This is a genomic window from Bacillus sp. CFBP9009 (assembly GCF_036541465.1).
In the GTDB taxonomy this organism is placed as follows: domain Bacteria; phylum Bacillota; class Bacilli; order Bacillales; family DSM-1321; genus Peribacillus.
The window spans coordinates 75,652-89,664 of record NZ_JAZHFU010000011.1 but is presented as its reverse complement, the minus strand read 5'-3'; the positions used below and the strand labels follow the sequence as shown (position 1 = coordinate 89,664).

12 protein-coding genes and 1 pseudogene are annotated in these 14,013 nt (G+C 40.7%); 8 read left to right on the top strand and 5 right to left on the bottom strand.

The genetic code is table 11. The features are described 5' to 3' along the window. Positions 1-225: 225 nt before the first annotated feature. From V3595_RS21220 to cobT, 4 genes are all read left to right on the top strand, one after another. Positions 226-642, top strand: coding sequence for an RrF2 family transcriptional regulator (locus V3595_RS21220; RefSeq protein WP_137019683.1), 417 nt, complete (start codon positions 226-228; stop codon positions 640-642). A gap of 114 nt (positions 643-756) precedes the next feature. Beyond that, the gene (locus tag V3595_RS21215; protein ID WP_485909345.1) at positions 757-1,464 is read left to right on the top strand and encodes a nitroreductase family protein; all 708 of its coding nucleotides are present in this window, start codon (positions 757-759) and stop codon (positions 1,462-1,464) included. Positions 1,465-1,715: 251 nt separating this feature from the next. Continuing rightward, entirely contained in the window at positions 1,716-2,261 is a 546-nt protein-coding gene (lepB, locus tag V3595_RS21210; protein WP_402901769.1) for a signal peptidase I, read from the top strand. A gap of 132 nt (positions 2,262-2,393) precedes the next feature. Continuing rightward, a complete protein-coding gene (gene cobT / locus V3595_RS21205) occupies positions 2,394-3,440 on the top strand; it encodes a nicotinate-nucleotide--dimethylbenzimidazole phosphoribosyltransferase (RefSeq protein ID WP_485909343.1) in 1,047 nt (348 codons plus the stop codon). 89 nt (positions 3,441-3,529) lie between these two features. Here cobT and V3595_RS21200 read toward each other — a convergent pair whose 3' ends face one another. Next, positions 3,530-4,933, bottom strand: a complete 1,404-nt coding sequence (locus V3595_RS21200) for a sigma-54 interaction domain-containing protein (protein WP_485909341.1) — start codon at positions 4,931-4,933, stop codon at positions 3,530-3,532. 246 nt (positions 4,934-5,179) lie between these two features. Between V3595_RS21200 and V3595_RS21195 the strand changes: the two genes are divergently transcribed. The 3 genes from V3595_RS21195 to V3595_RS21185 all read left to right on the top strand — a co-directional run bounded on the left by V3595_RS21195 (position 5,180) and on the right by V3595_RS21185 (position 7,952). Further along, positions 5,180-6,853: an alpha-keto acid decarboxylase family protein gene (locus V3595_RS21195; protein WP_485909339.1), complete on the top strand. Its 1,674-nt coding sequence runs from the start codon at positions 5,180-5,182 to the stop codon at positions 6,851-6,853. Between the two features lie 412 nt (positions 6,854-7,265). After that, positions 7,266-7,430: a hypothetical protein gene (locus tag V3595_RS21190; protein WP_485909337.1), complete on the top strand. Its 165-nt coding sequence runs from the start codon at positions 7,266-7,268 to the stop codon at positions 7,428-7,430. 318 nt (positions 7,431-7,748) lie between these two features. Beyond that, complete coding sequence (locus V3595_RS21185; RefSeq protein ID WP_485909335.1) at positions 7,749-7,952, top strand: FbpB family small basic protein; 204 nt, start codon at positions 7,749-7,751, stop codon at positions 7,950-7,952. 687 nt (positions 7,953-8,639) lie between these two features. On the opposite strand, the gene V3595_RS21180 is transcribed toward V3595_RS21185, so the two are convergent. The 4 genes and pseudogenes from V3595_RS21180 to V3595_RS21165 form a co-directional block, all read right to left on the bottom strand. After that, on the bottom strand, positions 8,640-9,815 hold the full coding sequence (locus V3595_RS21180) for a C40 family peptidase (RefSeq protein ID WP_485909333.1): 1,176 nt from the start codon (positions 9,813-9,815) through the stop codon (positions 8,640-8,642). A gap of 428 nt (positions 9,816-10,243) precedes the next feature. Beyond that, positions 10,244-10,321, bottom strand: a pseudogene (locus tag V3595_RS21175) (hypothetical protein); the annotation flags it as partial. A gap of 278 nt (positions 10,322-10,599) precedes the next feature. Then, positions 10,600-11,226 (bottom strand): DNA-3-methyladenine glycosylase, encoded by a 627-nt coding sequence (locus V3595_RS21170; protein WP_485909331.1) that lies wholly within the window; start codon positions 11,224-11,226, stop codon positions 10,600-10,602. Between the two features lie 109 nt (positions 11,227-11,335). Further along, the gene (locus tag V3595_RS21165; protein WP_485909329.1) at positions 11,336-12,901 is read right to left on the bottom strand and encodes an MDR family MFS transporter; all 1,566 of its coding nucleotides are present in this window, start codon (positions 12,899-12,901) and stop codon (positions 11,336-11,338) included. A gap of 287 nt (positions 12,902-13,188) precedes the next feature. Between V3595_RS21165 and proC the strand changes: the two genes are divergently transcribed. Further along, positions 13,189-13,995 (top strand): pyrroline-5-carboxylate reductase, encoded by an 807-nt coding sequence (gene proC / locus V3595_RS21160; protein ID WP_485909327.1) that lies wholly within the window; start codon positions 13,189-13,191, stop codon positions 13,993-13,995. Positions 13,996-14,013: the final 18 nt, after the last annotated feature.

Sequence of the window (14,013 nt, the reverse complement as noted above, 5' to 3'; positions counted from 1 at the left end):
TTCCTAAAAAAATAATTTGTAAGACAAGAAATTTGTCTATATATTTTTTTCTGGATTTTTAAAAATGGATTACTATCACTGCCCTGGAACTCGCATCGTTCCAAAAGGGCTTCAAGCTTTCCACGAGTGAGGGTTCATTAAAAAGAGGTTTTAGGCAGGATTGTTCGATGCATCGTTGTATATTCATTGAAAAATAGTTTAAAGTAGAGGAGAGAGGTGAAAGAAATGTCAGAAAAGGTTTCCAGTATTATGTGGTTTAGTCTTGCCGTACAAGCCCTGCTTGTTCTTGCTGATCATGATGGATTATGTAATAGTAATAAATTGGCCGTTAAGCTTGATTCGGAGTCAGGTTTTCTTAGAAAAATATTAAGTAATTTAGTGAAGGCAGGGCTGATTCAAGCGAAGGAGGGCAGGGATGGGGGATATTCACTTGCCAAAAATCCCGAACAAATCATTCTTGCAGATATATACTCTGCAATTAAATCAGAACCTTTCTCAAAAGGCTTTCTTGATGTGAATGATAAAAAATGCTTTCATCCATCTTCTAGAGAAGCGTTATGCGGTTTAAAAAACGAGATGGAGAGCTGGATTATACAAGGCTTGGAACAAAAGACGATTGCTGACTTACTATCAAAATCTTAATGTGAAAAACGAAACTGACATGGTTTCGTTTTTCTTAAACTGTATTTGACAAAAGAACAGTATGCATTATATACTGTTCCTGTATTAAATACAGTTAAATGGAGGTCATTATAAATGACAAAAAATATAATGAGTAAAGAAGAGTACCTAAATAAATCGAAAGAATTGAATATACCGGTTGAAAAGCCCAAAGTCCTTAATGATACGGATTTCATTACGGTAGCAAAAGAACGGAGATCTGTTCGCCAGTACGATGCTGAATACGTGATGACTGAAGAAGAAATTCGTGAAATTCTGGATATTGCGATTCAAGCACCATCTTCTTCCAACTTGCAGCCATGGAGATTCCTTGTGATTCAAGATAAGCAAACCCAGCAAGAATTGCTTCCCATCGCAAATAACCAACAACAAATCGTCGATGCATCTGCTGTCATTGCCGTTTTAGCTGATATAGAAGGTTACAAAAATGCAGAGCGGATTTATGGTGAATTAGTCAATAAAGGGATCATGAAGAATGAAATCAAAGAGCCATATGTAGCCTCTATTCTGCATAATTACGGTAACTTTTCTGCTGAAAAGGCTTTAAGTGTAGCCATGATTGACGGTGGCTTGGTTTCCATGCAAATCATGTTGGCTGCAAAAGCAAAAGGATACGATACAGTCCCAATGGGAGGGTTTGATGAAGCCAAATTTGTCGATGCATTCAATGTACCGGAAAACTTCAAGCCTGTCATGTTAATTTCCATTGGAAAAGGAACTAAAGCAGGGTTTGAAAAAGTCCGTTTGCCACTCGATACTATATTGACTTGGAATAAATACTGAGGAAAAAACGTAGTAAAAGGATAGCTGAAATTCGCTATCCTTTTTTTCATTGTTTGAGATTGGCATTGAAAATGATTTAATCTCGCAAGCGATAAATGGATATGTTACAATTTTTCCAGATATTTCTTTGGAATGTCTCCTCAAAAGTCCCCGACCGCAAAAGGATATTTAAGGGGATAAACAGAGCTAAAGAATTGCGCTGCAAGCCAATAATTGGTTTAGCCGTTCACAATGGATGGGAGGGAGTCCTTATGAAGAATATGAAAAGTGAAGTGTTTTCGTGGTTGAAAGCCATCTTATTCGCTTTAATGATCGTGTTCATTTGCCAACAGTTTTTATTTACGCCAGTCACAGTAAAAGGTGAATCAATGGAGCCGACTTATGAGAATGATGATCGGATCGTGGTAGCTAAAATCGGAAAGCCGGAGCGCTTCGATATGGTCGTATTTTATGCTCCGGACGCGGAAGAGAATTATATAAAAAGGGTGATCGGTTTACCAGGTGACAGTGTTGAAATGAAAGATGATGTCTTATATATCAATGGGAAAAAGTATACGGAACCATATTTGAAAACAAAAAAAGGGGAAATTCCGCCTGAAGAAAATCTGACGGAGAATTTCAGCCTGAGTGATTTACTTGGGAAATCCAAGGTACCTGCGGGTCATTTATTTGTCATGGGGGATAATCGGAGGAACAGTTGGGATGGAAGAAGATTTGGTTTTATTTCTGAAGAATCACTTGTGGGCAAAGTGAAATTTCGTATCTACCCACTAAATGAAATAGGAGTGCCGAAGTGAATGGATCACAGTGAGTACAAGTGAAAGCTTAGAGGATAATTATGTGGACTAAGTTGTATTTATAGCAGATGATGGATAAGAACCTTTTCCTGTGGTTAAGGTTTTTCATTTTGGATTTTTGGGGGTATTAATATGACGAATGGGTTAGCTGCCATCTCCATCCCGATGCTGGATGAAGAAATGGGACGGCAGGTTAAAGGACATGTCGATTCGCTGACGGTTCCTCATGGAAGCTTAGGCCGGCTTGAAGAATGGATAATCGAACTGGCCAAGATGACAGGGGAGGCATTTCCGGACATTTCGAAACCGGGGGTTATCGTGTTTGCGGCCGACCATGGAATTACGGAAGAAGGGGTTTCGGCTTATCCAAAAGAAGTGACGGAACAAATGGCTCTCAACTTCCTGAATGACGGTGCCGCCATCAATGTATTAAGCCGGGCGATAGACGCTTACTTGGACATTGTTGATATAGGGATCGATGCAGATATCGAGGCACCGGGGTTAACTTCGAGAAAAGTCCGCAATGGAACTAGAAACTTTTATAAGGAAGAGGCGATGACAAAGGAAGAAGTAATTCAAGCGCTTGAAATTGGATATGACCGTGCACAGAAAATGATTGCCCGTGGTGTGAACTGCCTGATTCTTGGTGAAATGGGAATCGGAAATACGACATCCAGTACCGCCATCATCTCCATCGTAAGCGGGAAAAGCGTTGAATCACTAGTGGGGCAGGGAACAGGATTGAAGTCAGAAGGCATTTTACATAAGCGAAGAATCATTGAAGAAGCGATTTCATTAAGAAATCCTAATCCGGATGATCCAATCAATATTTTGATGAATATCGGTGGATTCGAAATTGCAGGTATGGCAGGGGCCATGCTTGCTGCAGCGAATAACCGTATACCCATTCTTGTTGATGGTTTCATTACAACCACGGCTGCCGTATTGGCAAACCTGATTTCCGGACGTGCAGCCGATTATATGTTTGTTGGACATCGATCTGCAGAACCTGGTCATAGAACGGCCATAGAACTGCTTGGCAAGGAGCCGATCCTCGACCTGGGAATGAGAATCGGGGAAGGAACAGGGGCAGCCCTGTCATACCCCATCCTTAAGGCAGCAACATTGGTCATTAAAGAAATGGCAACATTTGAATCTGCAGGCGTGTCAAATAAGTAAGAAAAAGGAGACCTTCGATACGCTGGTCTCCTATTTATACAGGTTAAAAAAAGGAGGATACTATAGTGAAACATTCTTTCATCCCACTGTTACTTAATGGGCAGATGATCTTTATATTTCTTCATTTTCCTGACGACAGAAGGCTGGCTGATACCTAAGAATTTAGCCATTTCATATGTGGACTTGCATTGTTTACTCGCTTTCATCATCATCCATTTTTCGACTTGTTCGAGGGCGGTATTGAGATCACTATCATCAACCATCATATTGTCGATCATTAGGGTATCATCTATTTTCTCCAAAGATTCTTGTCCATGGAAATGGGAGGGGAGAAAGCCTGGGAAAATGATGGAGTCTTCCGAGGTCAAAATGAGCCGTTCAATCAGGTTTTCCAATTCACGCACGTTTCCTGACCATTTATGCTGAATCAGTATTTCGTAAGTGGAAGGGTGCAACTTCTTATCTGTCTTGTATTTCTTGTTGATAATTTCGAGATTATGATTGATTAAGATGGCAATGTCTTCTTTTCTTTCGCGTAATGGCGGTATTTGGATCGGAATCACATTTAAGCGGTAATACAAATCTAGCCTGAATGTTCCCTTTTCCACCATTTCCTCAAGGTTTTGATTGGTTGCCGTCACAAGCCGAAAATCTATCTTATGCTCTTTTTTTCCGCCCACTCTTTTAAAGGTCTTCTCTTGCAGGACATTTAATAATTTCACTTGCATATCCAGGGGAAGCTCCCCGATTTCATCCAGAAATAAGGTTCCGTTATCAGCTTGTTCCACCAGCCCTTGCTTCCCCTGCTTCTGCGCACCGGTAAAGGATCCCGCTTCGTAACCAAACATTTCGGATTCAAAGAGACTTTCTGGGATGGTACTGCAGTTGACTTCGATGAATGGCTCTTTGCTGCGGTAACTCTGATTATGCAGCCTGCGGGCGAAGACGCTCTTTCCCACACCGGATTCCCCAAGAAGCATGACTGTGGCATCCGTTTTGGAAACACGGTGTATCGTTTTCGCGATTTGCCGCATTTCCTTGCTGCGATAGATCAGCTCCTCCTGTTCCCTAAGCTCCTCGACCTCCGATTGGTATTCCTGAATCTTTTTCTCCAATTGACCGTACTGATCCTGGAGGTTCCTGATTTCAGTTTGATCTTGGGCATAGCTGACGACACGAATCAATTCACCATTATCATCAAAGATGGGATAAGCAGTCGACATGACGATTTTTCCCGTCTTCGTTTGCTGCATGATCTGGATAGGTGTTTTCTCTTTCAATACCATGGCGGAAATCGACGGTGAAAGGATTCCTTCCGTTTCGAGCTGGTAAACGGATTTCCCAAGATAATGTTCTGGTTCGATTCCATATATCCACCAATGGTTTGGATTCGTGAATAAAATGAATCCTTTTTCATCGGTCACGGTAATATTGTTATTGGATGTGTTGATGATGCATTCCAAAACTCTTTTGACATTGTTATCACTCATCATTTTCCCCCTTATCCACTTTTCCGGTGATTCAAATATAAATCAAAAACAGAGGTGAATCAAGAATTTTCAGATATTTTGATTTGGAATTGAATTATTTATGAAAGCATGCCTGCTATAATCTCACTCACTTCATCCATCAAAGCTAAAACTAGAGTAATAGAGTAGCGGACTACCTTACTTACGGTTAACCTACTTATGTTTGGGTATAAATAAAGTAAAGAGTAATCGATTGAAGGAGTGATTGAATTGGCTTTGAACAGAACCTTGGGACAATATTTATACGACTGCTTAAAAGCAGAAGGCATTACAGAGATTTTTGGTGTGCCCGGAGACTATAATTTTTCATTGCTAGATACTTTGGAAGATTATGATGGGATTGAGTTTATTAATGGACGAAATGAACTCAATGCTGGATACGCAGCGGACGCCTATGCCCGGGTGAAGGGCATGTCGGCATTGATCACCACCTTTGGTGTCGGTGAAATGAGCGCATGTAATGCAATCGCTGGAGCGTACAGTGAAAATGTGCCGCTCATCCATATAGTCGGCTCGCCAAAGTCCATGATGCAACAGAAGAAGGAGCTTGCCCATCATACGTTAATGGATGGAGATTTTGATGTTTTCCGTAAGGTTTATGAGCATATCACCAGTTATACGGCGATCCTTACACCAGAAAACGCAGCTAGGGAGATACCGGCTGCAATCAGAATCGCGAAAGAAAAGAAAAAGCCCGTTTATTTGGTAGTGGCTATCGATCTCGTTGAAAAACTGTTGATTTCCCACAGTGAGGTTTCTGAAAATGTGGCCAAAACAAATGTCGATGCTTTGCAGTCAGCAGTTAAGCATATAAAAGGCATGTTAGAATATGTAAATAAAGCGGTTCTGCTTGTCGACGTAAAAACACTTCGTTATAACTTGCAGAAACCCGTACTGCAGCTCGCTGAGAGTTTAAATGTTCCGGTTGCTTCGTTAATGCAGGGAAAAAGCGGGTTTGATGAAAGCCATCCCCAGTATATTGGTGTATACGGCGGAGCTTTCGGAAGTAAGGATGTAACTCAGACTGTTGAAGAAGCGGATTTCATCGTAGCTGTTGGTGCTGTTTGGTCAGACGTCAATACTTCCAAAGGTACAGCAAAGCTTGACCCGTTGAAAATGGTGGAAATTCAACCTGACACATTAAAAGTGGGAGCAGCCAGTTATATGAATGTCAGGGCGGAGGAAATTCTAAGTGAGCTCCAGGACATTGGCTACCGGCAGAACGAATCTATCGGAAACATCTCGTTTCCGTATGACACAATGGTGGAAGACCCGTCAGCACCTCTGGAAGCGGCTTCCTATTATCCTCGAATTCAGCAAATGTTGAAGGAAAATGACATTGTGGTCACGGAAACAGGAACATTCTCTTATGGCATGTCACAGGTCAGATTGCCGAAAGGGGCGACCTATATTGCACAGGGAGGCTGGCAAAGCATCGGTTATGCGACCCCCGCAGCTTTCGGAGCTTGTATAGCGGATAGAAACCGGCGTGTTCTTTTGTTTACCGGGGACGGCTCGATACAGCTGACAGCACAGGAAATAAGCTCGATGCTGGAGAACGGCTGTAAGCCCATCGTTTTTATCCTCAATAATAACGGCTATACGATAGAAAAATTCTTAAATGTAAAAGTCGATATAGAAAAACAGAAATACAACGAGATACCTGAGTGGAATTATACAAAACTGGCTGAAGCGTTTGGTCAAGAGGCATTCACAGCAAGAGTCGAGACGAATGGTGAACTGGATGATGCCATTACAAATGCTCAGGACATGAACGCCGATAAACTTTGCCTTATAGAATTGGTCGTGAAAGATCAAATGGATGCACCGGATTATTTGAAAAAAATGAGGCAGTATCTTGAAAAGCAAGAGAAACTAAAGTAATTCCATGTTCGAAATGCACTCACCCCTGATTGAAGAATTATGCGACACTTCTGCCGAATAACTGGCTAGCCGAGACCCCACAGGCGCTTGCTTTGATGTGGCAGACAGCCGGCGGAAAGGGAGCGGATTTCTGAAATCAAGCTGGAACGTTTTTTTAGTAAAAACTGTAGGTGAACTTGCTCTTCATCGAGTGTGGCGACAAAATGGGGTTCGGAGTCCGAATAATGAGGTGAAAGTCGAAAAAAATTCGTGAACGGTCGAATAAAGTGCATCAACGGTCGAATAATGTACGGGGTAGGTCGAATAAAGTGCATCAACGGTCGAATACTGTCCGGGATAGGTTGAATACAGTGCGTGAACGACCGAATACAGTGAGGCTTAGGTCGATAAACTGCGTCAACGGCCCAAGACAGTGCAGCTGTTCGAATACTATGCTCCGGCCTTGATGGTTTTTACTGTAATCCTTACTAGATTGAAGAATTATGCGACACTCCTGCCGAATAACTGGCTAGCCGAGACCCCACAGGCGCTTGCTTTGATGTGGCAGACAGCAGGCGGAAAGGGAGCGGATTTCTGAAATCAAGCTGGAACGTTTTTAGTAAAAACTGTAGGCGAACTTGCTCTTCTTATTAGTATACAGTCTGAAAGGTCTTCTGCGATGAAGGCCTTTTTTTATTGGCAATGTAAATACTGCACGGCCCGATCAAGGACAAGAATGGCAAGTTCCAGAATGACAATACCAGTATTGGTACCTGTCATTTCAAAATTGAAACCAAGAATTTTTAAACTAATAGTATTATGAAAATGTCACTAAGTAGTAGGGAAAATGATTTTCCTAAGTAGAGAAAACTATTTTTTTACGGTTGGCGATTTCTGTAAATATTGGGGCGAAAAAATGCGTAAAAATGTATCATTAGCGCGGTTAATAGAGTCGAATAAAGAAAATATCAACAATAATCAGCTGTTCATAGATCGAATAGAAGAAAAAGTCCATAAAAAGCAAATGGAAATGCAGGAAAGACATTTAACAAAACAGGCAGGTGAAGAGAATGTTATTAAGAAGAGCCTGGTTATTACAACAAACGGTGGTCTATCATAGAAAAAAGAAGGATGAAATAGCCCAACGAAAGGAATTATCCAGCTTGGAAGGAGTCCGTATCAATAAACAACTTAATTATGCGATTATGGAGATGCAAAGGTTAATGCGCCAGGTATGAGGAAAGAGCGGATAAAAAAGGTTAGCTTAAATTTGTATATTATTAAGTGAAGAATGTTAATGGTTTAACTAAAACTACCTATTCAGATTATTAAAATGAAAAAAGAGGTGATGATAATGAGTAAGTATTGGCTTATAAAATACTTTTAACTGGTGTGTTTATCATTGCTACGATTATCTTTTATAAATTTGGGTTTACTAGTGAAGGTTTAGTTTATTTTGTATGTCTTGCAATACTTTTAAGTGTGTTAAGTATTTTTAATCGTAAAATCAATTATAAAAAAAGACTTAATACTTTAACGAATTAAATATAAATACATTTCATTTCCAGTTATAAATAACAAACCACATTTGGATTATCCAGCGTGGAAGGAGTCCGTATCAGTAAACACCTTAATTAAGCGATTAGATATGCATAGGTTAATGCGAGAGTTAGGATGGATTCAAAAAGAAGGGTTAAAAGCCATATCACACCAGTTGGCGGCTATTTGACATCATGATACACAAAAAAGCGTGTTTGATCTTTTTATCAACACGCTTTTTGCTCTTTATCGTTTACTGCCATCACATTTAGTTAAGTACTCGGACTGCCTTCACAAAGCTAGGTCCCCAGTAAGAATTGTTAATGTTAGCGTAGGATACACCTTTAGATGTAGAAGCATTGAGCATTTGACCGTTACCGGCATAAATTCCTACATGGTTGATTACTCCATCATTATTGGTATCAAAAAATACTAAATCCCCTTTTTGAAGGGCTTTTGAAGATACAGCTGTACCAACGTGTGATTGTGCCACTGAATTTCGAGGCAAGGAAACACCTGCACTTTTGAATGCCCTTAATGTGAACGAAGAGCAATCAAATACGTCAGTGCGCGAAGTGCTCGCACCGTAAACATACTTGGCTCCCATGTATTTAGCGCCAGCTGCCAGAACTTGATCCGCTTTGGTCGATTTGGACGGTTTATTAATCGAAGATGCCGAGGCTTTCCCTGAAACACGGATGGTTTGGCCTATACGAATACGATCTGAATTAGATATATTAGGGTTTATTTTAAGTAAGGCACTAAGGGAAAGGTTATATCTTTTAGCGATGGTTGATAAGGAATCCCCTAATTTAACCACATAAACGTCTGTTGTATTTTTATTATTATTATTATTATCCGAAGTGCTGGTAAGGGTATTAACCTTCAAGACCTGACCGGGAAAAATACGGCTACCAGTCAAATGGTTTTTAGTCTTTAATTGTTGGACAGTCATATTGTTGACTCTGGCAATTTTGTCCAGGGTGTCCCCGGATTTGACTGTATATGTAGCATTTGAAGTACTGTTTTTAGCCGTAGAGCTGGATGCAGGAGCTTGTCCGGAAACACGGATGGATTGGCCAATATAAATGCGATCCGAATTAGAAATGTTAGTGTTTAATTTAAGCAGGGCACTAAGTGAAATGTTGTATCTTTTAGCAATTTTAGATAAAGTATCCCCCAGTTTAACCACATATTTTTCGGTTTTATCTATATTTTTAGTGTTAAGAGTATTAAATTTCAAGATTTGGCCGGGAAAAATAAGGTTACTAGTCAAATGGTTTTGAGATTTTAATTGTTGGACAGTTGTATTATTAGCTTTAGAGATTTTATCAAGGGTGTCCCCTGATTTAACTTGATAAGAACCAGCATAAGCAGAAGTGCCGGCGATAAGGGTACCTATAATGGTTCCAGCAAGAATGAAAGAGTTTTTCGAATTGTTCATTTAGGAAAGTTCCTCCTGATGTGGTAAAAAAATATGTAGCATTTATATTATAAAGGTAAGGCATATAAAAAACATGACCCATTTAAATAAAATTCAACTTTTTCGTCATTTCTCAGGTTATTTTGCAGATCTGTCACATTGTGTGGATTCAAGTGGAAGGGCAGTATCCTTAATATCGCATAAAGAGATAACTAGGCTAAAAGAGATTTCATAAATGGAAGTTTTGAGGTAATTAAAAAGAAAGGTAAGAATAATATAATATTCTTACCTTTCCATGATTTATTTTTTAATATTGCCTATAAACATAGGGTCAGGTTCAGCGATTTTACTATGTGATGATACTTTGAACAGGGGAATGGTTTTCTGGAATTTATGGTAATATAAGGATTAAAAATAAATATTTGGATGATTCCAGATATAAGGACTCACAGTAAAATGAAGGGAAGGGATTCAATTGGGATACTAATAAAAATCGTATTCATTTGTAAAAGTGCCTGAACGTTCATCATAAACCACCTTCCATATTGTTGACTTAACTATAGTAGGTTTGTAATGGAAGGAAGTCAATTTAATATTACTGGGGTAATAGGCTAGAAGTTTAATAGGGAGGGGGATTAAGGAAATTGAATTGCAACGTAACCTTCGTTCCTTTTGGGCTAGTGTCTAATGCTTCATTCACGACTTTTTGAGATTTCGGGATGCTTATGGACATTGTAAAATCCCCCTCAAGTTGTGTAACATCCACAGAATTTACACTGTTCACTTAGAGGGGATAAAATCATGGTTAATTTTTCGGTACAGCTTTATTAATTAGGTTTTTACGTGATACAAACGGGTTGTCGGTAACCCAGTAGCGCCAAGGGTAATCTTTTGCTACCCCGGAGTTGTCGATTCCGACGCGGGGGCCGCTGGATATGTGTTCAGGCTTTTTTCCGGCAGCTAGATACAGCGGGGGATTCGTAAAAGATCGACCATAATCATCCATGGTGATGCCCAGTGCCTTTGTTAGCTTCCCTGGTCCATCGGTCCATTTACGAATATCGGCAATTCCTCGTCTTTCATGCATTAACTCAAGCCCTGAATAGGGTTCAACCGCCCGGATTAAAATGGCTTCCGGATTTTCAGGCCCTCCGCTTACGACATTGACCAGTGTATGTGTGTGCATGACGTATGTATAGATCAAACCGGAATTTCCGAACATCACTTCCGTTCGTTTTGTCCTTCTATTTTCAAAACTATGTGCGGCCCTGTCACCAGGTCCAATATAGGCCTCTGTTTCAACAATGAATCCAGAAGCGGTTCCATCCGCTGTTTCTTTTACAATCAGGCAGCCAAGAAGGGATTTTGCCAGTTCAAGGGTGGGCTGCTGATAAAAATCCGCAGGTAAAATTGAATCGTTTATCTTGTTCATGATATCACTCCATTTAGTCTCATACAGGTAAAATTCCCTTATCAATGAAAAAGAAACATGAAGGGAAAAAAAGGCCGGCTGATTATATCAGCCGGTCCCGAGCATTTTTTTAGCCTAATTCCTTTTCCGTTTCTTGATCTTTTTTGATTCGGCCCGAACCCACGGAAAGTGCCACTAATATCCCCGCGGAAACAAAAAAGATACCGGTGATGAAAACACTAGAGAATGCATCGATCCAAGCATTTTCAATCGTTTTTACAAGGACAGTGCTGACTTCTGCGGGCATTTTAAGGTTTTCAGGATAAAGCATGATGTTGAATAACGCATCCGTTTTATCGGCTAATGCTTTCAGTGCCTCATGCAATATAGGGTCCTTTTGACTTACGACCGCATCATCCATATTTTGCTGGAGATTGTGATTCATGACAGCATTCAAAATCGTGATGCCCATCGTTCCTCCTATTGATCGGAAGAATGTCGAAGCCGCTGTAACCGACCCTAGCTGCGATTTTGGAAATTCGTTTTGAACGGCAATCATCAATGTCGGCATGACAAGACCCATACCTATTCCAAGGATGGCCATGAATGAGTACGCAGTGAATATAGTCGTACTGCCGTCCATCATGCTCATTAGGAAAAAGCCAAGCGTCGCAAAGACCATTCCAAAGGTAAGCACGGTACGAAAACGGAATTTCAACAGTAACCGCCCGCCAATGATGCTGGAAAGAATCATACCGATCATCATCGGAGTCATGGTCGACCCCGCTTTTGTTGGTGAAACTCCCAATACGCCTTGCATGAACAGCGGGACGAACATGATTGCCCCGAACATGCCAAGGCCAAGCAAGAATCCCAAAATATTCGTGGTGGAAAAAACTCTATTTTTAAAAAGGGATAAATCAAGGATCGGTTCGACCGCTCTTCTTTCAAAAAAGATGAATAGGGCAATGAAGACAATGGTGCTGCCGAAAATCAAGAGAGATTCTAATGATAACCATTCGAATTTATCACCACCGAAGGTCAAGCCAAGCAGTAACAGGACAATACCAGGAATCAAGGTGAAAATCCCTAGATAATCGATATTCACTTTCTCTGTTTTCCTTATCGCTTCATGTTTCAATCCTACATAAATCAAAATGGCAGATAGTAAGCCCGTCGGTACATTGATCAAAAAGATCCAATGCCAGCTGATATGGTCAACGATCAGGCCTCCCAGGAAAGGGCCGAGGACAGAACTTAAACCAAAAAGGGCTCCGAATACACCCTGCCATTTGGCTCTTTGTTCCGCAGAGAATATATCTCCGATTATCGTTTGGGATAAAGGCATGATCATCCCGCCGCCGATTCCCTGCAGACCCCTGTAGATGATCAATTGCTCCATCGAAGTGGCTGTGGCACATAAAAACGAACCGATCGTAAATATGATCGTGCCAAGCAGATAAAGGGAACGTCTGCCATATAAATCAGATAGCTTTCCAACAATGGGTACAACAGTCGTTGAGGCTATTAAATAGGCAGTCGTTACCCATGCAAAGATGGTAAAACCATTCAATTCCCCGATAATTGTCGGCATGGCCGTACCGACGATCGTCTGTTCCAATGAACTGAAAAACATTCCAATGATCAATCCTGCTAAGACAAGCTTGGTATTGACCGCTTTTTTTTCCAATTGCATAGCATTTCTCCATTCCTATAACTGTATTCCTTATTCGTTTTGTGACTAATAGGTCAAAATTATAAATCTCTAATGACCATTTAGTCAACATTTTTTTTTTTGCAAAAAAATTCAATAGCATGACTATAATGCGTAAAGGTGGATTTAAAGATACATCCATATCACTTAAGTAATTCGACCAGAAACCACCAAATCCTTCCTTATTAATATCTCCAACGTGTTTCCATTTATCATATCCGATATAATAAGAAGGAATATAGATGAACTTATGATTGGAAGTGTAAGATATGAATAAAAAAATCGGGTTTATTGGATGCGGCAAAATGGGTGAGGCAATGCTTGAGGGCATGCTGCTTGCAGAGGTCATTTCACCTGAAGGGATCATGGTCAGTACTGCAAGTGTGGAGACCAAAACTAAAATCACCACGAAATATAAGGTTAAAGGTACCTTGGATAATAAAGAGGTTGCCGGTTTTGCCGATTTTCTCTTTCTAGGAATCCAACCTGCCATGCATAAGCAAGTGATTGAAGAAGTGAAGAATCATGTTAAAGAAGACGCTGTGATCATTACTATGGCGGCAGGGATCACTGTAACACTAGTTGAGAACAGCTTCGGAAAAAGAGTGAAGGTTGTCCGGACGATGCCAAACACTCCTTCGCTTGTCGGTGAAGGCATGACTGCCATGAGCATTAATGATCAAATTACCGATGCTGATATAGAGGATGTGACTGCACTGCTGAATAGTTTCGGTAAAACGGAAATCCTGCATGAAGATTTGATGGACGCAGTACCGGCCATCAGCGGTTCGTCGCCTGCTTATGTATATATGTTCATCGAGGCGCTGGCTGATGGAGGGGTCCGTGACGGCATTCCACGAAAACAAGCATACCGAATGGCAGCACAAGCTGTAATGGGAGCTGCTAAAATGGTACTGGAAACGGAAAGACATCCTGCTGCTTTAAAGGATGATGTCTGCACGCCGGGCGGTTCAACGATAGCTGCGGTAGCGTCTTTAGAAGAAAATCAGCTAAGATCCAGCATTTTGCAAGCAATGAAGGCCTGCACGGATAAAACGAAAGGTTTCAGTAAATGAAGAAAGATGGATTGCCTA

What these genes read in the sequence shown, in the direction of transcription:
- V3595_RS21220 (WP_137019683.1), top strand. Translation starts at nt 226, where the DNA reads ATGTCAGAAAAGGTTTCCAGTATTATGTGGTTTAGTCTTGCCGTACAA.
- V3595_RS21215 (WP_485909345.1), top strand. Translation starts at nt 757, where the DNA reads ATGACAAAAAATATAATGAGTAAAGAAGAGTACCTAAATAAATCGAAA.
- lepB (WP_402901769.1), top strand. Translation starts at nt 1,716, where the DNA reads ATGAAGAATATGAAAAGTGAAGTGTTTTCGTGGTTGAAAGCCATCTTA.
- cobT (WP_485909343.1), top strand. Translation starts at nt 2,394, where the DNA reads ATGACGAATGGGTTAGCTGCCATCTCCATCCCGATGCTGGATGAAGAA.
- V3595_RS21200 (WP_485909341.1), bottom strand. Translation starts at nt 4,933, where the DNA reads ATGATGAGTGATAACAATGTCAAAAGAGTTTTGGAATGCATCATCAAC.
- V3595_RS21185 (WP_485909335.1), top strand. Translation starts at nt 7,749, where the DNA reads ATGCGTAAAAATGTATCATTAGCGCGGTTAATAGAGTCGAATAAAGAA.
- V3595_RS21180 (WP_485909333.1), bottom strand. Translation starts at nt 9,815, where the DNA reads ATGAACAATTCGAAAAACTCTTTCATTCTTGCTGGAACCATTATAGGT.
- V3595_RS21170 (WP_485909331.1), bottom strand. Translation starts at nt 11,226, where the DNA reads ATGAACAAGATAAACGATTCAATTTTACCTGCGGATTTTTATCAGCAG.
- V3595_RS21165 (WP_485909329.1), bottom strand. Translation starts at nt 12,901, where the DNA reads ATGCAATTGGAAAAAAAAGCGGTCAATACCAAGCTTGTCTTAGCAGGA.
- proC (WP_485909327.1), top strand. Translation starts at nt 13,189, where the DNA reads ATGAATAAAAAAATCGGGTTTATTGGATGCGGCAAAATGGGTGAGGCA.